Raw genomic sequence first — 19197 nt, 5'->3', positions numbered from 1 at the left:
CTGGTACTTGCGCTCGGCGTCGGGGAGCGCGTCCCGGCAGCGCCCCCTCACGCCGTCCCGGGCGGCTGGTCGGCCCGTCGACCCGGCAGCCGGGCTGCGGCGCTGGCCACGCCGAGCCAGCTGTGCGGGTTGCCGTCCCAGCACCAGCCCAGCTTGGGGCTGCGGCCGGAGATCCAGAGCGCCGGCACCCGCCGGTCGCCGCGCCGGGAGCCCGACAGCATGAAGCAGCGGTTCTTCTCCAGCACGGCGGGGAAGGCGCGGACCAGGGCGATCCCGTCGCCGATGGTCAACGGCGTCCGACCGCGGCCGAGCAGGACGGGCAGCGCCTCCTCGGGCCGCACCCCGCAGAACTCCTCCCCGCGCTCGACGCCGACCAGCGCGCAGAGCCGGGCGGGCGGCGGACCGACCTCCGCGATGGGGCGGTAGCGGGCGAGCCCCTCCTCGCCGTGGTTGCGGTCCAGCACCCCGACGTCGCTCCGTCCGGCCAGCCGCAGGTCGAGCACCTGGCGCTCCGCCGCCGCCAGGTCGTGGGCCAGGTCGCCGCTGGAGGGCACGAGCACGAACGGCACGGCGGACGTCGTCGCCGCCGGCAGGTGCAGGGCGCGCAGAGCGGGACGGAGACGGTCCAGCGCCGCCGCCAGCGCGTCGGCGTCCAGCCGGGCGTCGTCCGCGGCGCCGCTGTCCAGCAGCAGCTGCCGCTGCCGGTCCAGCTCGGCGTCCAGGTCGGTCCCGGCGGGTGCTCCCAGGGTGGCGTGCGGCATCGTGCTCCTCCTCGTGGACGGGTGGGTCAGCGATCAGGTCCGGGTCCGGGCTGGCAGCGGGGGCACCACCAGGTGCGGCGCCGCTCCGGGTCGCCGGTGACCTCGGCGGCGACCTCGACCGGGGTGCGGCAGCGTCGGCAGGGCTGGCCGCTGCGCCCGGCGACCCAGTGGTCCTCGCCGCGGCGGCTGTGCCCGGTGGTCACCTGGTAGGCGCCGGGCACGAGGGCGGAGTGCTTGAGCGCGCGGGCGGCGAGCCGCAGCAGCGCGGGCAGGTCGACCTCGCCGACCGGGGTCCAGGGGCTGTGCCCGCGCAGGAAGCAGAGCTCGTTCACCCAGAGGTTGCCGAGGCCGGCGACGTTGCGCTGGTCGAGCAGGGCGGCGGCCAGCGGGCGGGCCGGGTCGGCGGCCAGCCGGGCCGCGGCCTCGGCGGGGTCCCAGTCGGCGCGGAGCGGGTCCGGTCCGAGGTGGCCGACCACCCCGTGCTCGTCGGTGGTGCGGACCAGCTCGACGACGGGCATGGAGATCCCGTAGGCCGTCGAACCGGCGCGGGTCTCGAGCAGCACCCGGACGTCGGGCAGCAGGTCCCGCGGCAGCCGCCGGCCCGGCCGGGTGACCGTCCAGGAGCCGTCCATCATCAGGTGGGTGTGCAGCGTCAGCCCCGAGTCGAGCCGGGTGAGCAGGTGCTTGCCGTGCGTGTCGATCCCGGTGACGGTGTGCCCGGCCAGGTCGTCGGTGGCGTGGGCCGGCACCCGGAGCTCGCCGCGGACCAGGGGCTGGCCGACGAGGGCCGGCTCCAGCTTCCGGGCGACCTGGTAGACGCTGTCACCTTCAGGCACCGCGCCATTGTCCTCGCCGGGCCAAGGGGCCGCGTGCCCGCTCCACCGGGGCGGCCGTGCCGGGGCCGGCACGCTCTGGCTACGGTGAGCACCCACCGAGCGAAGGAACGCAGCCGTGACCAGCACCACCCCCGCCACCGAGACCGTCGTCGTCGTCGCCGTCTTCACCGCCGCCCCCGGGAAGCTGGACGCCCTGCGCTCCGCCCTCGTCGAGGCCATCCCCGGCGTGCACGCCGAGGCGGGCTGCGAGCTGTACGCGATCCACGACGCCCCCGACGACCAGATCTACATGCTCGAGAAGTGGACCAGCGTCGACCTGCTGGACGCCCACGGCCACGGTCCGGCCGTCGCCCGCCTGCAGGAGCTCACAGCGGGCCTCACCGTCGCCCCGCCGCAGGTCCTGCGGATGACCCCGATCCCCGCCGGCACCGCCGAGCAGGGCCTCCTCTAGCCCGCCCGTGCCCGCCCGCGGCCGGCCTAGTTGGGCGGCACCTGGCGCAGGGACGCCGCGGGCGCCGGTGCCTGCGCGGTGAGCGTGCCCGCGTCGCCCAGCGGCGCGCCGTAGCAGCCGAGCAGCTGCCCGGCCGCGGGCCAGAACCCGTCGTCGACCGCCGGCAGGTACCAGGCGAGCGCCGGGTCGGACCCGTCGACCTCCGCGGACGCCGGCGGGTCGGCCGGCGGCCGGTACGGGTCCGGACCCGCGGGCGTCGGGTCCGCCTGCTCGGCGAGCGCCCCGACCATCCGGCTGACGGCCGCCCGACCCGCCTCCCGGCCGCGGGTGAACTGCGCGTACTGCGGGTCGCGGAGGGCCGCCTCCACCCGGGCGTGCAGCCGCGCGAGGTTGTCCAGACCCGCCCGCAGCCGCAGCCACTGGTGCCGCTGCCACTGGCCGTCCGCGGCGAAGCGGCGGCGCAGCCGGGCCCCCGCCACCGCGCCCCGCAGGGCCAGCGCCGCGATCCGGTCGCGGGGCATGAAGAGGTTGGAGCCACCCTCGTCGGGTCGCTGCCGCACCCACGCCACCCGGCCCTTCGAGGCGGGCAGGAACGTCTGGGCGGTGTCCCGCCAGGTGCGGGCCGTGTCCACCACGGCCGCCAGGAACCCGAGCAGGCCGGCTCCCATCGGGGCCGGCACCCCGTGGGACGCCTGCTGGTCGCTCGGCAGGTAGACGTCCTGGTGCCCGAACCCGCGGGGGTGGGCCCCGAGGTTGATGCCGACGGTCGGCCAGCGCGGCAGCACGCTGTCGAAGAAGTGGATGGGGAAGTTCGAGGTCACCCCGCCGTCGGTGAACCACAGCTCCTGCACCCAGGTGCTGCCCGGTCCGTCGGCCGGCCCGGCGGGGTACCGGAGCCGGGTGCCGGTGTGCCGCAGCGCCCCGCCGAAGTCGTCGCGCACCGCCACCGGCGCCGCCGCCCGGTAGAGGTGCAGGGCCTCGAAGAGGCCGGGGAAGGCCAGGCTGATCCGGACGGCGAAGACCACCGGGAGGTCGGCAGCGGCGGGCAGCGGGTGCAGGTCGCCCAGCAGGGCGCCGGAGTCGAGGTCCCGCCCACCGCGCAGGGGCGGCCCGGCGGTCAGGGCGTCGACGACGTCGGCCGGGAACACCCCGGTGAGCTCGCCGCGCGACACGTAGAGCTGCTCGCCGCCCGGCGGGAGCGGGAAGCGGTAGGGCACCCGGTGGACGAGCTCGCTGGCCATCAGCTCCAGGTTGACCATCCGGTGGTCCGGCTCCGCCCCGGCGCGGTCGAGGGCCGCCGCCAGCGCGGCCGGCCGCTCGCCGGCCGCGGCGTAGCGCGCGTCCCAGAGGTGGCCGAAGCGCAGCACCTCCGAGGTACCGGCCAGCTCCCGCAGGCAGCGGTCCAGCCAGTCGACGAGGTTCAGCGGGACCGTCACCCGAGGCATCCCCATCAGCCGCGCGAAACGGCCGTCCAGGTAGCCGGTGTCGGCCGACCCGTCCGGGCGGGTGCTGCTGCCGGCGACGAGCCCGAAGCGGTGGGTCTTCGCCCGACCCAGCAGGCCCAGCACGCTGACGGCGACGCTGCCCAGCACCAGCAGCGCGCCCGCCAGCCAGGCCAGCACCGAGCGGGCCAGACCCAGCCACCGCCAGGTGTCCGAGGCCAGCGGGAGCCCGACGACCGCGACCAGCCCGACGGCGGCCAGTCCCAGCAGCAGCGCGGTGCTGCGGTTCACGGGGGGCCGCGGCGGAGGGGGCAGGGGCTCGCGCAGCGCGGCGGGCGCGGCCACCCGACGGGGCGGCGTGCGGGAGACCAGGGCCGCGGCCAGGCCGAAGACGGTGAGGGTGAGCCCGAGCAGCCAGCCGGCGGCGACCAGGTAGGCGGTGCCGGGGTCGGGGGCCGGCGGGCCCTCCACCAGCCAGGTGCCGACCGAGAGCAGGGCGGGCAGTCCCAGCAGGAAGACGAGGCAGACCGCCCGGTTGCCGGCGCCGAAGCTGGTGGCGGCCAGCAGGGGCAGGGCCCAGGACCGCCGGCGCATCACCGCCGCGACGAGCCGGAACAGGGGCAGCGCCGCCCGCTTGGGCTTGAAGAGCTGGGCCGTCCGCAGCTCGTCGGGCGCGCCCGGCGGGTCGTCGACCTGGCTCAGCCAGGCGATGACGTCCGCCAGCCCGGCGAACCCACGGCGGACGTGGCCGGCCGCGGCCGCCGACGGGGCCGGCCGGGCCGGGGGTGGGGGCTCGTCGCGCAGGTCGGCGGTCGCGCGGCCCACCTCCGCGGCGGCGGCGAAGGCGGCGGCGATCGCCCCGGCGGAGGCACCGCCCACGTTGCGCAGCCGGAAGTCGCGGGCGATCTCGCAGAGCGCCAGCGGGTAGATCACGCCACTGGTGGTGCCGCCCTTCATCGTCACGTCGATGCTCGTGCGCAGGTAGGCCTGCTGCGCGGGGGTGGCGCTCCCCGACCCGGGACCGACCGCGGCCAGGGCCTCCGCGGGGGAGAGGTGCAGCACGGGGCGGAGCACCGGGTCGGCGTGCAGCGTCGCCGTGTAGGCGGCCGGGTCCCGCAGCCCGGGCCGCACCGGCCCCGTCGCCCACAGCCAGCCCGGCGGCTGCTCCCGGTCGTGGCCGGGCGGCAGCGGGGCCTCGGCGAACGGCTGGTCCGGGTGCCCCTCGTCCAGCAGCCGGCGCAGCTCCGCCAGCGCCGCCGTCCCCGTCATGACCGCCATCGGACCGCTCCCGCCCGACCACCCCCGTGGCCTCCCCCCAGCAGAGCACGTCGACGCCGCCGGGGATACCGGTCGGACCGGCCGTGCTCAGCAGGTGACCGGTCAGCCCTGGGGGGCGACCCGGCCCAGCAGGGCCAAGGTGGCGGCCACGACCGTGTCCCGGCGGTAGGTGAGGGCGTACTCGAACTCCCGCTCGTCGTCCGGGCCGTCGGTGTGCAGGTCCCGGGCCAGCAGGGCGGCGCTGAAGTGCGGGCTCAGCACGGTGACGTCCCACTCGTCGCGCAGCGGGTCGCCGGGGTCGAGCGTGGCGCCCCGCACGCCGGGGGCCGGCTCGGTCGCCAGCCCGTCGCCGAGGGCGCAGACGAAGGCGGTCTCGCGGGCCAGCGCGGCGTAGCGCCGGGCGGTGTCGGGCGTGAACTGCCGGCGGTGCTGGAAGGTGGCCGCCACCACGCACGTCTCACCCAGCCGGCGGGCCTCGCGCTCCAGCTGGATGCTCAGCTGCACCAGCAGCCGCTTGGTCGAGCGGCGCAGGACGGTGCCGGCCGGGAGCAGGTCGAAGGGCGTGACGGCGGGCTCGTCGGCGGCGACCGGCGCCGCGGCGGGCAGCGCCAGCGGGCGGACGTCCACCCCGCCCGGGCCGGTGGGCCGCTCCGTGCCCCGGCCGAACAGCCAGCCCTGGCCGAGCGTCGCCCCGAGCGCCTCCGCGGCCCGCCGGTGCTGCTCGGTCTCGATGCCCTCGGCGAGCAGCAGGGCGCCGCTCCGCTCCGCGTAGGCGTTCACGGCGTTCATGATCTCGGCGACGGCCCGGTCCGGTCGCTGCTGCACCAGCCGGAGGTCCAGCTTGACGACGTCGGGCCGGACCACCTCGAGGAACGCCAGCGACGCCGACTCGGCCCCGACGTCGTCCAGGGCGACGCCCCAGCCCAGCTCGCGGACGCGCTGCACCGTCTTCAGCAGCTCGGCGGGGCGGGCGGTGAGGGCCCGCTCGGTGATCTCGAGCACCAACCGCAGGTCGCCGGGCGCCCGCTCCGCCAGCGCCACGAGGTCGGCCAGCGGGGCCCGTTCCAGCACCTCGGGCTCGACGTTGACGAACAGGGTGAGCGGCGCGACCAGCCCGTGATCGACGCCGCCGCGCACCGCGGCCAGCCGGCAGGCGGCGTCCAGCTCGGCCAGCAGGCCGTGCCGGCGGGCGGCGGCGAAGAGGTGGTCGGGGCGCTCCAGCGGGCCGACGGGCCCCCGGGCCAGCGCCTCGTAGCCGACGAGCCGGCCGGTGGTGAGCTCCACGAGGGGCTGGTACACCGAGCGCACGGCGCCCTCGTCCAGCACCCGCTGCAGGACGGCCAGCGAGGTGGCCGGGTCGTCGGTGCCGAGCAGCGCGGTCATCGGGGTCCTCCAGGACTGGCGACGATCCCGAGGGCTCTCAGCCTAGGCGGTCGCCGTCACCGGCGGCGCCAGCGCGCTCAAGTCCGGCGGTAGGTGGCGCGCCCGGCCCAGAAGGTGGCCACGACGGGGTCCGGCAGGTCCCGCCCGTGCCACGGGTTGTTCCGGGACAGCGAGGCCGAGGCGGCCCCGTCGACGACGGCACGGGCGGCCGGGTCGACCAGCGTCAGGTTGGCCGGCTCCCCGAGGGCCAGCGGCCGGCCCTGCCCGCTCAGCCGGGCGATCCGCGCCGGGACGGTCGACATCCGCGCCGCGACCTCCGCCCAGCCCAGCCGGCCGGGCAGCACCATCGTCTCGAGGACCACCGCGAGCGCCGTCTCCAGCCCCAGCATGCCCGGTGCCGCGTCGGCGAAGGCGTGCTCCTTGTCGTGCCGGGCGTGCGGGGCGTGGTCGGTGGCGACGACGTCGACGGTCCCGTCGGCCAGGGCGTCGCGCAGCGCGACCACGTGCTCGTCGGGGCGCAGCGGCGGGTTCACCTTGTAGGTCGGGTCGTAGCCGGCCAGCTCGTCGGTGGTCAGCAGCAGGTGGTGGGGGGCGACCTCGGCCGTGACGTCGACCCCGCGGGCCTTGGCCCAGCGGAGCACGTCGACGGTCTCGGCCGTCGAGACGTGGCAGACGTGCAGCCGCGAGCGGGTCAGCTGGGCCAGCTGCACGTCGCGGGCGACGACGGTGGACTCGGCGACGGCGGGCCAGCCGGGCAGACCGAGCCGCCCGGACAGCTCGCCCTCGTGGCAGCAGGCGTCCGGGCCGGCCAGCCGCGGGTCCTGCGCGTGCTGGGCGATGACGCCGTCGAAGGCGCGGACGTACTCCAGCGCCCGCCGCATCAGCCGGGCGTCGGTGACGCAGTGGCCGTCGTCGGAGAAGACCCGGACGCCCGCGGCGGAGCGGGCCATCAGCCCCAGCTCGGCCAGCTCGGCCCCGGCGAGGCCCTTGCTGATGGCGCCGACGGGCACGACCTGGGCGTGCCCCTCGCGCCGGCCGAGGGCGGCGACGTGCTCGGCCGCCTCGGCGGTGTCGGTGACCGGGTTGGTGTTCGCCATGGCCAGCACCGCGGTGAAGCCGCCGCGGGCCGCGGCGTCGGTGCCGGTGGCGACGGTCTCCGCGTCCTCGCGGCCCGGCTCGCGCAGGTGCGTGTGCAGGTCGACGAGGCCCGGCAGCGCGACCAGGCCGTCGGCGTCCACCCGCTCGGCGTCCGGGCCGGCGGTGGCGGGGTCGGCGAACCGGCCGTCACGCAGCAGCAGGTCGGCGCGGCCGGCACCGAGCAGGTCGGCGCCGGTGACCAGCACGTCGGGCATCAGAGGTCTCCTCGAGGGGTCGCCGGGGCGTCCTCGCCGCCCAGCAGCTGGTACAGCACGCTCATCCGGACGGCGACACCGGCCGCCACCTGGTCCAGGACCAGGGAGCTGGCCGCGTCCGCCGCGTCGGCGGAGATCTCCAGCCCGCGGTTCATCGGCCCCGGGTGGCAGATCGCCGAGCCCGGCCTCATGGTGGCGAGCCGCGCCCGGGTGAGGCCGTAGCCGACGGTGTACTCGCGCGGGGTGGGGAAGTAGCCGCCCGACATCCGCTCCCGCTGCACGCGCAGCATCATCACCGCGTCCGCCTCGGGCAGGACGGCGTCGAAGTCGGTGCTGGTGGTGACCGGCCAGCTCTCCACGCCGGACGGCATCAGCGTCGGCGGCGCGACCAGGGTGACGTCCGCGCCGAGGGTCTGCAGCAGCAGCACGTTGCTGCGCGCCACCCGGGAGTGGGTGACGTCGCCCGCGATGACGACGTGCTTGCCGGCGAAGGTGTCCAGCCCGGGCTCGGTGCTGCGGAAGTGCCGGCGCAGCGTGAACGCGTCCAGCAGGGCCTGCGTGGGGTGCTCGTGGGTGCCGTCACCGGCGTTGACGACGTGCGCGTCGACCCACTGAGCGGCCTGGCCCGGCGCCCCGGACGCGCCGTGCCGGATCACCAGGGCGTCGACGCCCAGGGCGGCGACGGTGAGCACGGTGTCGCGGAGCGACTCGCCCTTGGAGGCGGACGACCCCTTGGCGCTGATGTTGATCACGTCGGCGGAGAGCCACTTGCCGGCCAGCTCGAAGGAGGAGCGGGTACGGGTGGAGTCCTCGAAGAAGAGGTTGACGACGGTCCGGCCGCGCAGCGCCGGCAGCTTCTTCACCGGCCGGGCCTGCACCTGGGCCATCTCCTCGGCCAGGTCCAGCACGTCGGTCGTCTCGGCCAGGCTCAGGTCGGCGGCGGACAGCAGGTGCCGCATCAGCGGGTCCCCTCGTCGTCGGGCGTGCTGAGGTGGGCGCCGGCACCGTCGGCCCCGCCGTCGGTGCCGGGGGAGATGGTGACCTCGTTGACGCCGTCGGTCTCCTCGAGACGGACGCTGACGCGCTCGTCGGCCCGGGTGGGCAGGTTCTTGCCCACGTGGTCGGCGCGGATCGGCAGCTCGCGGTGGCCGCGGTCCACCAGCACCGCGAGCCGGACGGCCCGCGGGCGGCCGAGGTCGCCCAGCGCGTCGAGGGCGGCCCGGACGGTCCGGCCCGAGAAGAGCACGTCGTCGACCAGCACGACGACGGCGTCGTCGACGCTGACCGGCAGCCGGCTGCGGCCGACCGCGCGGGTGGGGTGACGGCGCAGGTCGTCGCGGTAGAGGGTGATGTCGAGGGCGCCGACGGGGATGGCCACGCCCTCGACGTCGGCCATCGCCCGGGCCAGCCGCTCGGCCAGCGGGACGCCGCGGGTGGGGATGCCGAGCACGAGCAGGCCCTCGGCGCCACGGTTGGCCTCCAGCACCTGGTGGGCCATCCGGGCGCAGGTCCGGGCGATCTGGTCGGCGTCCAGGACCAGGCGTGACGCGGTCGCAGCGGGCTCAGCCACCGACGTGATCCTCCTCAGGCACCGTGCTCGGGGTCTTCCCGCCCGCAACGACCGCAGGTGTGCTCGGCGGGGCTGGCCCTCCCGCTACGGTAGGAGGGTGAATCAGCTCCTGAGCATGCTAGTGCCTCTGGACACCCTGCCCGGTTGGCCCGAGGCGCCCAGCCCCTCGGTCCTCCAGGTGCTGGGGCTGCTGGTGGGGGCGCCGCTGCTGGTCATCGCCGTCATCGCCGTCCTCTCACGGGTCCACCACGCCGTCAAGGGCAACGTGGGCACGCCCGGCGTGGCCAACCAGCCGATCTGGGTCAACGGCGAGCGGGTCGAGCCGTCCATCCAGAGCCAGGACGCCCGCGACTCGATCGAGGCCGGCCACCGCGCCGTCACCGACCGGGCCGAGCGGGACGCGCGCGAGCAGGACGAGCGCGACGGCCAGGACGAGCAGCTCGGCCAGGCCCGGCGTGCGCAGCGGGACGACGAGGCGACGACGGGTGGCGCCGGTGCCCGCTGGTGAGGTCCTCGACCACGTCGAGAAGCGCCGCCTGCAGCGCGCCGTCGAGGTCGCGGAACAGCTCTCCGGCCTCACCTTCTCCGTCTACGTCGGGCCGGGCGAGATCCCGGTGCGCCGGCACGCAGAGCGGTTGCACGCCGCCCTGAGCGACGCCGACGACGCGGTCCTGGTGTTCTGCGACCCGGCCGGCCGGGCCCTGGAGATCGTCACGGGCCGCGACGCCCGGCGCGTGCTGGACGACTTCGACTGCCGGTTGGCCGCGGTGTCGATGCAGACGTCCTTCCTGGCCGGCGACGTCGTCGGCGGACTGGTCAACGGCGTCCAGCAGCTGGGCCAGTCCGCCCGGCACCCGGAGACGCTGCACACCTCCCGCCTCTCCTGAGCCCGCCCGCCGGCCTTCGACAGGCTCAGGCCGCAGGGTCGACGTCGCCTGCGCGTTCCCTCGACCCGCGAGAGCCCCGGTGGTCGCGTCCCCGCGCACTCGCGGGGTGCAGGGCGCCGGCCGTGGGGGCTCCGACCCGCTCCTCGTTCCCTGAGCTCGTCGCAGGGCCGTCGACCGGCCCGGGCCGCGGGGGTCTCAGCCCGGCGTGCGCTGCAGGAAGGCGTGCCAGAGGTGGAGGGTCGCGTAGGAGCGGTAGGGCGACCAGGCGTCGGGGTCGGCCGAGCCCAGGGTGGCGAGCTCGCGGCCGACGATGAGGTCCGAGACCAGCAGCACGTCGGGGGCGTGCCAGACCCGCATCAGCACGTAGTCCGCGGTCCACGGGCCGATGCCCGGGCAGGCCAGCAGCTGGGCGCGGGCCTCGGCGGGGTCGAGGGCGGGATCCAGCACCAGCCGGCCGTCGAGGAGCCGCTCGGCGACCCCGACCAGCGCCCGGCCGCGCGCCCGCGGCATCGGCAGCGTCGTCGGGTCGACCGCGGCGAACTGCGCCGGGGTGGGGAAGAGGCGGTCCAGGCCCGGCCGCCCCGCCGGCAGGGCCGACCCGAGGCGTCCGCTCAGCGCCGCACCGTGCGTCCGGGCCGCGGCCAGCGAGATCTGCTGCCCGATCAGCGTGCGGACCAGCATCTCCGCCGGGTCGAGGACGCCCGGCACCCGCAGCCCCGGGGTGGCCGCGACCAGGCCGGCGAGCGCCGGGTCGCGGGCCAGGTGGGCGTCGACGACGGCCGGCTCGGCCGCGGCGTCGACCAGCTGCTCGACGCGACGGACCGCCTCGGCGTGGTCGCGGGGGTCCGCGTCGACCGCCAGCGCCAGCCGGCCGTCGGCCCAGCGGAGGTCCAGGGTCGCCGGACCGTGCGCCAGGCCGAGCGTCCGGGCGTAGTGCACGGAGCCGTCGGGCGCGACACCGCCGTCCTCCACCCCGGCCACCGCGTGCCGGAGCAGGAAGTCCAGCAGGGCGCCGCCGGCGAAGGGGGCGGGGACCCCGACGGCCACCGCCCGGTACCGGTCCGACGGCGGGTCCTCCGCCGCCGGACCCGCCGTGGTGCTCAGGCGGCCTCGACCTGCTGGCAGGCCAGCGCCCGCACCGTCTCGTCGCGGCGCTCGAGGATGATCCGGCGGACCGACGGCGCGATCTCGGCGTCGGCGAGCCAGCCGTCGAGCCGCTGCAGGAAGGGCTGCTGGTCCGTCGGCCACGGGAACAGGTTGCGCAGCGCGCTCTTGCGCAGCGCGACGCCCTTCGTGGCCCAGACGCCGCGGCTCGCGGAGATGTCCTCGGCGAGCTGCAGGTAGCGCTCGACGTAGGGCGCCAGCACCTCGTCCTGCTGGCGCTGCCAGAAGCCGAGGCAGATCGCGCTCTGCTGCGCGTTGGGGATCGTGTCCTCGTCGACGGCCAGCCGCCAGGCCTCGGCCTTGGCCTCGGCCGTCGGCCGGGCAGCCCGCGCGCCCGCGGCCCGCTCCTGCCCCGTCACCGACCCGTCGGAGCGCTCCTCGGCGGCGATCAGCGCCGCGTCGGCGCGGCCCAGACCGGCCAGCCGGCTGACGACCGCCCAGCGCAGGTCCTGGTCGACCTCCAGCCCGGCCGGGACGCCGCGTCCGTGCAACCAGCCCTCGACCTCGTCGGCGCACTCCGGGTCGCGCGCCGACCCGACGTAGGCCCGGGCCAGCGCCAGCTGGTGGTCCGAGCCGGCCGCGGCGGCCTGCAGCAGGGCGCGGAGGCCCTGCTGCCAGCTCGTCGCCGTCGCCGTGCGGGTCGACAGCGGGGTGTAGCTGCCGACGACGGCGGCCGCCTGGCCGAGCAGGTTGTTGACCACGGTCAGGTCGGACTCGTGCGCCAGCCCGCGGAGCACGAGGTCGAGGTGGGCGGCGCCGGGCAGCTCGGCGTCCCGGGTCGCGTCCCACAGCGCCTGCCAGCCGACGGCCCGGGACAGCGGGTCGGCCAGCCCGGGCAGCGCGGCGAGCGCGGTGCGCGTGGAGTGGGCGTCCAGCCGGACCTTGCTGTAGGTCAGGTCCTCGTCGTTGGTGAGCAGCAGGTCGGGCAGCGGGCGGCCGACCAGCGCGGGGACCTCGGTGAGCTCGCCGGACACCTCGACCTCGACCCGGTCGGAGCGGGTCAGGGTGTCGCCGTCGCGGCGGTAGAGGCCCACGACCACCCGGTGGTCGCGCAGCGTCGGCCAGGACGGGTGGGCGCTCTGCCGGAGGGCGGCGGAGGTGATCCGGCCGTCCTCGGTGCCCAGCTCGAGGGCCAGCAGGTTGACGCCGGGCTGCTCCAGCCACTGCGCCGACCAGGCGCCGAGGTCGCGCCCCGAGGCCTCCTCCAGGGCGCGGAGCAGGTCGTCCAGCGAGGTGTTGCCGAAGGCGTGCTCGGCGAAGTACGTGCGCAGGCCCGCGAGGAAGGTCTCGCGGCCGACGTAGCCCACCAGCTGCACCAGCACCGAGCCGCCCTTGGCGTAGGTGATCTGGTCGAAGTTCGACTCCACGGCCTCGAGGTCGGGGATGTCCGCCGCGACCGGGTGGGTCGAGGGCAGCTGGTCGCCACGGTAGGCGTTGGTCTTGAAGCCGTGCAGGAAGCGCGCCCAGACGGCCGTCTGGTCCGGCGCCAGCTCGCTGACCGCGAAGTTCGACGCCCAGGTGGCGAACGACTCCTTGAGCCACAGGTCGTCCCACCAGCGCATCGTCACCAGGTCGCCGAACCACATGTGCGAGAGCTCGTGCAGGATCGTGTCCTGGCGGCGCGAGCGGGATGCCGCGGTGACGCGGCTGCGGAAGATGTACTCGTCGCGGAAGGTCACGCAGCCGACGTTCTCCATGGCGCCCGCGTTGTACTCGGGCACGAAGACCTGGTCGTACTTGCCGAACGGGTAGGGGAACGCGAAGCGGTCCTCGAACACGTCGAAGCCGTCGGTGGTGATCCGGAAGATCTCGTCGGCGTCGAGGTGCTCGAGCAGGGAGGCGCGGCAGTAGATCGACATCGGCAGCTCACCGGCCACCGCGGCGTAGCTGGAGGACACGCTGACGTAGTCGCCCGCCACCAGCGCCGTCAGGTAGGTGGAGATCGGCGCGGTCTCGCTGAAGCGGTGCCGGTCGAACCCCTCACCCGCCGGCTCCCGCTCCAGGGCGTGCCCGTTGGACACCACCACCCAGGGCGCGGGCGCGACGACGCTGATGGTGAAGCGGGCCTTGAGGTCGGGCTGCTCGAAGCAGCCGTAGACGCGGCGGGCGTCGGAGGACTCGAACTGCGTGTACAGGTAGGTGCGGTCGTCGACCGGGTCGACGAAGCGGTGCAGGCCCTGGCCGCTGCGGCTGTAGCGGCAGACGGCGACCACGGTCAGTTCGTGCTCGCCGGGGGTCACCTCCAGCGGCAGCCGGGACTCCGCGAAGCCGGCCGGGTCCAGCGCGACGCCGTCGAGGGTGGCGCTGCGGACCGACGACGCGATCAGGTCGAGGTGGGTCGAGCCGGTGCCCAGACCGGTGAAGGCGATCGTGGTGGTGGAGACGAACTCGCGCACCGGGTCGGGCAGGCCGGCCCCGGAGAGGTCGACCTCGACCGCGTAGCGGGAGGTGCGCAGCAGGCGGGATCGGGCCTGCGCCTCGGCGCGCGTCAGGTTGTCGGGGAACATGCGTGCGATCTTGTCACGCGCCACCGACGGCACCGCCCGCCCCGGGCGGGCTCGGCTCAGTCCCGGCCGCGGGCCGCGGCGGCGGTCATCAGTCCGGTCCAGCTGCCCGCGGCCCCCAGGTCGTCGTCGAGGCCGAGCGAGTCCAGCACCGCCGCCACCCCGCGCCGGGTGGCGGCGTCCCAGCGCCCGGTCAGCTCCACCGGCTGCGCCCACAGGTAGCGGCAGACCGCCTGCACGACGTCGACTTGGACGCCGGACCGGGGGCTGAACGTGGGGTCGCCGTCGCCGGAGCGCCCGTTGTCCACGTGCACGTGGTTCGCGTGCTGGGCGTCGTAGAGGTAGGTGAGCACGTAGGAGAAGCGGGCGTGCAGGCCGGCCGCCAGCGCCCAGTACCGGCGGCGGGCCTCGTCCAGCCGTGCCCCCTCCAGCGAGCGCCAGCGGTCCTGGCGGCAGGAGACCTCGGACCCGTCGGCCAGCCGCACCCGGGCCAGGTCGAAGGCCCGGCCGGCGTGGTGCCAGGAGTCGCAGGCGGTGCCGCCGTCGGTCCAGCTGCCGTAGGTGCGGAGCTCCTCCGGCGCTGCCGGCAGCACGTCGGCCAGCCCGCCCGCCCAGTCCTCGAGCCGGGTGAAGAAGCCCGTGTCGAAGCGGAAGGCGCTGCGCCGCTGGTCGGGCTCGTAGACCAGCGGCAGCCCGGCCACCGTGCGGTGGGACGCCAGCGCCGACCGGGGCACGCAGGTGGCGCTCGCGCCGCGCTCGGGGACGCCGGCCCCGGGGTCGGGCACCGTGCCGCAGGCCGCCGTCGCGCCGATCGCCAGGGCGGAGCCGAGCCCCGCACCCAGGCCCAGCAGGCGGCGACGGGTCAGCGGCTCGGGCACAGGGCCAGGGTAGGGAGCGGCCCAAGCGCGGAGCGGGTGAGCGCGTCGCTCAGAGACCGAGGAAGGCCCGCACCCGCGTGCCGAGGTCGGCGGCGCCGGCGTCGCTCGGGTGCAGGAGGTCGGCGTAGCGGGGCGGCTGCTGGGCCGACGCCTCCTCGAAGGTGTCGCCCCAGACCCGGCTGAGGTCGCAGAAGCCGACGTCGACGTCGGCGGCCACGGCGGACCAGCGGTCGGTGTAGTCGGTGTACGTCGGGGTGCCGGCGCGGTGCAGCGTCGGGCTCGAGACGGGCGGGAAGCACAGGGCGACGTCCCCGCCGGTGGCCTGCTGCCGGGCGACCAGCCGGCGCAGGTCGGCCTCGACGGCGTCCAGGGGGCGGCCCGCGTTGTAGTCGTTGGCCCCCAGCTCGACCAGCAGCAGGTCCGGGGCCAGGGTGTCGACGAAGGGCAGGCCGAAGAAGCTCTCCCGCGCCGGGTCGTCCGGGCCGAGGAACGTCTCCAGCGACTCCCCGGCCACGGCCAGCCCGTCGACGACGTACGGGGCCGTCCCGGTCGTGGTGCCGAGGGCGACGAGGTGGACCGGGCCGCCGCGGGCCCACACCCGGACGGTGTGGGTGCCGGGGGAACCGAGGTCGACCTCGCTCACCAGGTGGCCGGGGACGCGCCCGCCCCGGGGCTGGACGTCGGGCGCCGGACCGCCGCCGACGACGTTGCGCAGCGCCACCGGCTCGCCGCCGTCGACCGAGACCAGCTGCTGGCTGCGGCCGCCCGGCTGCGCCAGCACCAGCGTGGTGAGGGTGCGGCCCTCGGCCGTGAGCTCCACGTGCGCCCGCGCCCCGTCCGTGCCGCCGTCGGGCAGGGCGGCGCAGGTCCGCCGGAAGAGGCCGGCGGCCACCTTGGTGACGGGACCGTGCACCACGAGCCGCGGGTCCCAGCCCCGGTTCTGCGGCGTGACCGGCCACTGCTGCTGGTTGAGTAGCAGCCAGCCGGTGCCGCCGGCGCCGTAGGTCCGGTCCAGGTCGGCCCGGAGCACGCCGACGAAGCTGTGCAGCGGTTTGGGCGAGGAGCTGCCGGAGCCGAAGGCCACGGAGTCCCCGAGCACCGCGATCCGCCGGGGCCGGCCGGGCGTCGCCGTCCGCAGCCGCTGCTGCCAGGGTGCCGGCTCGGCGGGGGGACCGGCGGTGCAGCCCACCAGCCCGGCGGCGGCCAGCGCCCCGCCCCAGCCGAGCAGTCGGCGCCGGTCCAGGCGCAGCGGGGGAGCGGGCACGGCGACCACCCTAGGCACGAGGAGCACCCGGTGGGGGCGGCGCAGCGCCGACCGGGGCCCGGCACCCGTCTGCCAGACTGCGGGCATGCGCGTACACATCGGCACCGACCACGCCGGCTTCGACCTCAAGAACTACCTGGTCAGCGCCCTCGTGGCCGACGGCCACGACGTGGTCGACCACGGTCCCGACGCCTACGACGCCGAGGACGACTACCCCACCTACTGCATCCCCGCCGCCGAGGGCGCCGTCGCGGAGCCTGGCTCGCTGGGCATCGTCATCGGCGGCTCCGGCAACGGGGAGCAGATCGCCGCCAACAAGGTGGTCGGCTCCCGCGCCGCGCTCGCCTACGACCGCGACACCGCCAGCCTGGCCCGCCAGCACAACGACGCGAACGTCGTCGCCATCGGTGCGCGGATGCACACCGAGGAGGAGGCGCTGGAGCTGGTCCGGCTGTTCCTGGCCACCCCGTTCAGCGGGGACGAGCGGCACGCCCGCCGGATCGCCCTGCTCGCCGACTACGAGCGCACCCGGACGGCCTGAGCCGGCCGTGGACGCCCGGTCGGACCGGTCCTCAGGCGGGGGTGCGGCTGGGCCGCCGCCCGTCGACCCGGGCCATCAGGTCGGCCAGCACCTCCAGCGCCAGCTGCTCGTCCCCCGCGTCGGGACGCGACACGTCCCGAGCCCGCAGCGCACGGTCGAGGGTCACCAGGCCGGAGACACCGTCCCGCCCGAAGTCGCGCGGCCAACCGTCGCGCCACTCGTGCTGGTGTCCGCCATGGGCTCCCCCGCCGTGCGCTCCCGAGGGCCTGGCCCCCGGTGCCACCGCACCACTCATGACCCCCACGCTAGGCGAGCGTGCTGGAGCCCCCGGGGATCGAGACCAACTCGTTACGCCGCGCGTCGCGCCGGACCGGGGCCCGGGGTGGAGCGGTGAGCGCCCTCACGTTCCCCTGCGGCGCGGCCGAGGTCGCCGTGGGGCCCGACGGCACCGTCACCGCGACGCTGCCGGGGGCGGCGCCGACCCTGCTGGTGACCGGCGGCCTGCTGGTGCACGCCGCCGACGGACGCCCGCTGCTGCCCGGGCCGCCGGAGGTCCGGGCCGACGAGGACGAGGTCGAGCTGGCCTGGTCGACCGGGGCGCTCACCCTGGTCGTCCGGCACACCTTCGCCGTGGGCTGGGGGCTGCGGGTGGCCCTGAGCGCCGGCGGGGAGCAGGCCATCGACCTCAGGGACCCGCTGCTCACGTGGCGGACGCCCGACGACCGGCCCGCCTGGGCGCTGGCCGCCGGGGCCGCGGGCAGCTACGCCGTGCTGCCGGCCGACGGCGCCGGCCCGCTGCTCGGCGGGGTGCTGCGCAGCGGTGCCCTGCCCGCCGTCGACCCGGCCGGGCTGCACCTCGGGCCGGTCCGGCTGGCCGCGGGCGCCCGCTACGTCGTCCAGTGGCAGTGGGACCTGCACCCGGGACCGCGTGGCCTGAGCCGCGGCCGCCACCCGCAGGTGCCGCGCCGGCTCGACCTCGCCGTCGACGAGGTGGTGGTCGTCGAGGCGACCGAGGACGAGGCGCTGGTGCTGCCCGACGGGCTGGAGGCCGAGCACGCCCGCGGTCAGGTGGAGCTCAGCGGCGTCCAGCCGGGCCGCTACCCGGTCGAGCTGCGGGCGGCCCGCGGGACGACCGCCTACGAGCTGCGCGTCGGGCCGCCGCTCGAGACCCTGCTGGCGGACCGGGCGCTGGTGGCGCTGGAGCAGCCGCGCACCGCGGCCGGGATCGTCCGGCTGGCCGACGGGGACGCCGCGCTCGCGGTCCAGCGCGCGCTCGCCGCGGCCGTCCTGCCCGACACCGAGCTGGCCGAGGAGGCGCTGGACCTGCACACGGCCAGGCTGCCGGACGGGGACGCCCTGGACCCGCGCACCGTCGGCTACCTGTGCGGTGAGCACACCCGGACCGGCGACCCGGCCCTGCTGGAGCGGGCCGAGCGGGCGGTCCTGGTGGCCGCGTCACCGGAGCCGGGGCTCGGCCTGGCCGCCACGCAGCTCTGCCTGGCCCTGCTGCTGGCCGGCCGGCCGGTGGCCCCGGTGCTGCAGCACCTCGCCGGGCTGGCGGCCGCCGCTGACCGGCGGGCGTCAGCCGCTCCGCTGGTGGCCCAGGCGTCGCTGCTGGAGCTGGAGGTGGTCACCACGGCCCGCCGTGGGCCGGCCGACGGCGCCGCGGGCTCCGTCCGCGTCCGGGAGCGGGTGGCGGCCCTCGGCGGCTGGCTGGGCGCCGGCCTCACCGGGCGGGCGGTCCGGCCCCTGCCCGTCGACCAGCTGGCGCACCTCTGCGCGGTGCTCGCGCTGCTGCCGGAGCCGGCCGCCGCCGTGCACCGCACCCGCTGGGGCTGCACGGCGCACGTGCTGGCCGCGGGCGGTCGGGTGTCGGTCCTGGAGCGGGTGGCCTGGGACGGGGGTCCCGAGGCGGGACCGGCCCTCTCGTGGCTGCTGCTCGGCACCCGGGCCGACTGAGCCCCGTCGGGGCGTGGGGGAGGATGCTCGGCACCGGACAAGACGATCTGCCCCGGCGGTGCCCGCCGTGGGGCGCGGCCGGCCTCCGAAGGGACGAGAGCGATGACGAACCCGCCGAGCACCGGTGCGGGGGCCTCCGCGGGCCTCGCGCTGGTCGCCGAGCTCTGGTACCCCGAGGCGCCCGACCTCGGCGACCCCGCCCTGCTGGCCGCGCTGCGGGCGGTCCGGCCGGGCACCGAGCAGCAGGAGGGCTCGTTGAGCGTCCCGCACCCGCTGGCGGACCCCGAGCTGCCGCCGCTGGTCACCGTCGTGCTGCCCGGCTCACCCCTCGGCCAGGAGGGCAAGACGCTGCCGGACGTCAGCCAGACCTGGGCCTGGGCCGACGCGGAGGCGGCCGTCGCCCCCTGCCGCAGCAGCGTCCTGGTGACCGAGGTGCTGGCCGCCGGCCGCACTGCCGCCGAGCGGGTGACGTCGCTCGGGGAGGTCGTGGCCGTGCTGGTCGCCCACACCGCGCCGCGGGCCCTGCACTGGGCGCGCAGCCAACGGGTCAGCGACCCGGCGACCTTCGGGGCCGGCGACCTGGACGGGGTGATCAACGTCCGGATGGTCGGCGACGCCCGGGACGAGGACGCGCTCGCCATGGACACGCTCGGCCTGCACGTCTTCGACCTGCCCGACGTCCAGTGCCACTTCCGGGACCGGGAGCCCGGCGAGATCGCCGAGCTCCTCTTCGCCACCGCCGTCTACCTGTTCGACACCGGCGACGTGATCGAGGACGGCAACACCATCTCCGGGACCGACGGCGAGGGCCGCTACGTCTGCTACCGCGAGGCCTCGCTGCTGGACCCGGCCCGCCTCGTCCTCGACGTCGACCTCGGCGAGCCCTGGTCCGCCGGCCGACGGGACCGCACCGCCTGAGCCGAGCGC

The 19197-nt window shown here is 76.7% G+C and carries 18 protein-coding genes; 6 read left to right on the top strand and 12 right to left on the bottom strand.

Translation table 11 applies throughout. The features are described 5' to 3' along the window. Nucleotides 1-47 precede the first annotated feature (47 nt). Both BLT72_RS22795 and BLT72_RS15815 read right to left on the bottom strand, forming a co-directional pair. On the bottom strand, nt 48-761 hold the full coding sequence (locus BLT72_RS22795) for a DUF5701 family protein (RefSeq protein ID WP_197677063.1): 714 nt from the start codon (nt 759-761) through the stop codon (nt 48-50). 26 nt (nt 762-787) lie between these two features. Then, nucleotides 788-1597 (bottom strand): DNA-formamidopyrimidine glycosylase family protein, encoded by an 810-nt coding sequence (locus BLT72_RS15815; protein ID WP_091414003.1) that lies wholly within the window; start codon nt 1595-1597, stop codon nt 788-790. Nucleotides 1598-1712: 115 nt separating this feature from the next. Here BLT72_RS15815 and BLT72_RS15810 point away from each other — a divergent pair, with 115 nt between their 5' ends. After that, nucleotides 1713-2048 (top strand): putative quinol monooxygenase, encoded by a 336-nt coding sequence (locus BLT72_RS15810; protein ID WP_091414002.1) that lies wholly within the window; start codon nt 1713-1715, stop codon nt 2046-2048. 26 nt (nt 2049-2074) lie between these two features. Here BLT72_RS15810 and BLT72_RS23360 read toward each other — a convergent pair whose 3' ends face one another. The 5 genes from BLT72_RS23360 to pyrR form a co-directional block, all read right to left on the bottom strand. Then, nucleotides 2075-4768 (bottom strand): patatin-like phospholipase family protein, encoded by a 2694-nt coding sequence (locus BLT72_RS23360; RefSeq protein ID WP_091414001.1) that lies wholly within the window; start codon nt 4766-4768, stop codon nt 2075-2077. Between the two features lie 102 nt (nt 4769-4870). Further along, nucleotides 4871-6151 carry a sensor domain-containing phosphodiesterase gene (locus BLT72_RS15800; RefSeq protein ID WP_091414000.1) on the bottom strand — a complete coding sequence of 427 codons (1281 nt, stop codon included), beginning with the start codon at nt 6149-6151 and terminating at the stop codon, nt 4871-4873. A gap of 77 nt (nt 6152-6228) precedes the next feature. Beyond that, on the bottom strand, nt 6229-7503 hold the full coding sequence (locus tag BLT72_RS15795; RefSeq protein WP_091413999.1) for a dihydroorotase: 1275 nt from the start codon (nt 7501-7503) through the stop codon (nt 6229-6231). Then, nucleotides 7503-8462, bottom strand: coding sequence for an aspartate carbamoyltransferase catalytic subunit (locus tag BLT72_RS15790; protein WP_091413998.1), 960 nt, complete (start codon nt 8460-8462; stop codon nt 7503-7505). The genes BLT72_RS15795 and BLT72_RS15790 overlap by 1 nt, the downstream gene beginning before the upstream one ends. Continuing rightward, the gene (gene pyrR, locus BLT72_RS15785) at nt 8462-9073 is read right to left on the bottom strand and encodes a bifunctional pyr operon transcriptional regulator/uracil phosphoribosyltransferase PyrR (protein WP_157720526.1); all 612 of its coding nucleotides are present in this window, start codon (nt 9071-9073) and stop codon (nt 8462-8464) included. The genes BLT72_RS15790 and pyrR overlap by 1 nt, the downstream gene beginning before the upstream one ends. Before the next feature lie 115 nt (nt 9074-9188). Here pyrR and BLT72_RS15780 point away from each other — a divergent pair, with 115 nt between their 5' ends. Together BLT72_RS15780 and BLT72_RS15775 are read left to right on the top strand one after the other, a co-directional pair. Further along, on the top strand, nt 9189-9581 hold the full coding sequence (locus BLT72_RS15780) for a hypothetical protein (protein WP_157720525.1): 393 nt from the start codon (nt 9189-9191) through the stop codon (nt 9579-9581). After that, nucleotides 9568-9960, top strand: a complete 393-nt coding sequence (locus BLT72_RS15775) for a DUF5130 family protein (protein ID WP_091417635.1) — start codon at nt 9568-9570, stop codon at nt 9958-9960. The genes BLT72_RS15780 and BLT72_RS15775 overlap by 14 nt, the downstream gene beginning before the upstream one ends. 195 nt (nt 9961-10155) lie before the next feature. Here BLT72_RS15775 and BLT72_RS15770 read toward each other — a convergent pair whose 3' ends face one another. Genes BLT72_RS15770 through BLT72_RS15755 form a run of 4 tightly spaced genes read right to left on the bottom strand, consistent with a single transcriptional unit; the run spans nt 10156 to nt 15770 of the window. Beyond that, the gene (locus tag BLT72_RS15770; protein WP_157720524.1) at nt 10156-11007 is read right to left on the bottom strand and encodes a DNA-3-methyladenine glycosylase family protein; all 852 of its coding nucleotides are present in this window, start codon (nt 11005-11007) and stop codon (nt 10156-10158) included. Nucleotides 11008-11060: 53 nt separating this feature from the next. Further along, on the bottom strand, nt 11061-13631 hold the full coding sequence (pepN, locus tag BLT72_RS15765; protein ID WP_091413995.1) for an aminopeptidase N: 2571 nt from the start codon (nt 13629-13631) through the stop codon (nt 11061-11063). A gap of 56 nt (nt 13632-13687) precedes the next feature. After that, entirely contained in the window at nt 13688-14506 is an 819-nt protein-coding gene (locus BLT72_RS15760; protein ID WP_091413994.1) for an extensin family protein, read from the bottom strand. A 49-nt stretch (nt 14507-14555) separates the two neighbouring features. Then, on the bottom strand, nt 14556-15770 hold the full coding sequence (locus BLT72_RS15755) for an SGNH/GDSL hydrolase family protein (RefSeq protein ID WP_091413993.1): 1215 nt from the start codon (nt 15768-15770) through the stop codon (nt 14556-14558). An 85-nt stretch (nt 15771-15855) separates the two neighbouring features. On the opposite strand from BLT72_RS15755, the gene BLT72_RS15750 reads away from it, so the two are divergent. After that, nucleotides 15856-16311 (top strand): ribose-5-phosphate isomerase, encoded by a 456-nt coding sequence (locus BLT72_RS15750; protein ID WP_091413992.1) that lies wholly within the window; start codon nt 15856-15858, stop codon nt 16309-16311. Nucleotides 16312-16342: 31 nt separating this feature from the next. On the opposite strand, the gene BLT72_RS23355 is transcribed toward BLT72_RS15750, so the two are convergent. Next, entirely contained in the window at nt 16343-16477 is a 135-nt protein-coding gene (locus BLT72_RS23355; protein ID WP_280949225.1) for a hypothetical protein, read from the bottom strand. 224 nt (nt 16478-16701) lie between these two features. Between BLT72_RS23355 and BLT72_RS15745 the strand changes: the two genes are divergently transcribed. Then, on the top strand, nt 16702-18270 hold the full coding sequence (locus BLT72_RS15745) for a hypothetical protein (RefSeq protein ID WP_091413991.1): 1569 nt from the start codon (nt 16702-16704) through the stop codon (nt 18268-18270). Between the two features lie 102 nt (nt 18271-18372). Further along, complete coding sequence (locus tag BLT72_RS15740; protein WP_091413990.1) at nt 18373-19188, top strand: DUF4261 domain-containing protein; 816 nt, start codon at nt 18373-18375, stop codon at nt 19186-19188. Nucleotides 19189-19197 lie beyond the last annotated feature (9 nt).

The sequence above is a fragment of the Friedmanniella luteola genome (assembly GCF_900105065.1).
Classification (GTDB): Bacteria; Actinomycetota; Actinomycetes; order Propionibacteriales; family Propionibacteriaceae; genus Microlunatus; species Microlunatus luteolus.
This window is presented reverse-complemented; position numbering and strand designations above follow the sequence as displayed.

Excerpts from the sequence above, each read along its gene's own strand:
- BLT72_RS22795 (WP_197677063.1), bottom strand. The coding sequence starts at position 761 with ATGCCGCACGCCACCCTGGGAGCACCCGCCGGGACCGACCTGGACGCC.
- BLT72_RS23360 (WP_091414001.1), bottom strand. The coding sequence starts at position 4,768 with ATGGCGGTCATGACGGGGACGGCGGCGCTGGCGGAGCTGCGCCGGCTG.
- BLT72_RS15800 (WP_091414000.1), bottom strand. The coding sequence starts at position 6,151 with ATGACCGCGCTGCTCGGCACCGACGACCCGGCCACCTCGCTGGCCGTC.
- BLT72_RS15795 (WP_091413999.1), bottom strand. The coding sequence starts at position 7,503 with ATGCCCGACGTGCTGGTCACCGGCGCCGACCTGCTCGGTGCCGGCCGC.
- BLT72_RS15790 (WP_091413998.1), bottom strand. The coding sequence starts at position 8,462 with ATGCGGCACCTGCTGTCCGCCGCCGACCTGAGCCTGGCCGAGACGACC.
- BLT72_RS15780 (WP_157720525.1), top strand. The coding sequence starts at position 9,189 with ATGCTAGTGCCTCTGGACACCCTGCCCGGTTGGCCCGAGGCGCCCAGC.
- pepN (WP_091413995.1), bottom strand. The coding sequence starts at position 13,631 with ATGTTCCCCGACAACCTGACGCGCGCCGAGGCGCAGGCCCGATCCCGC.
- BLT72_RS15750 (WP_091413992.1), top strand. The coding sequence starts at position 15,856 with ATGCGCGTACACATCGGCACCGACCACGCCGGCTTCGACCTCAAGAAC.
- BLT72_RS15740 (WP_091413990.1), top strand. The coding sequence starts at position 18,373 with ATGACGAACCCGCCGAGCACCGGTGCGGGGGCCTCCGCGGGCCTCGCG.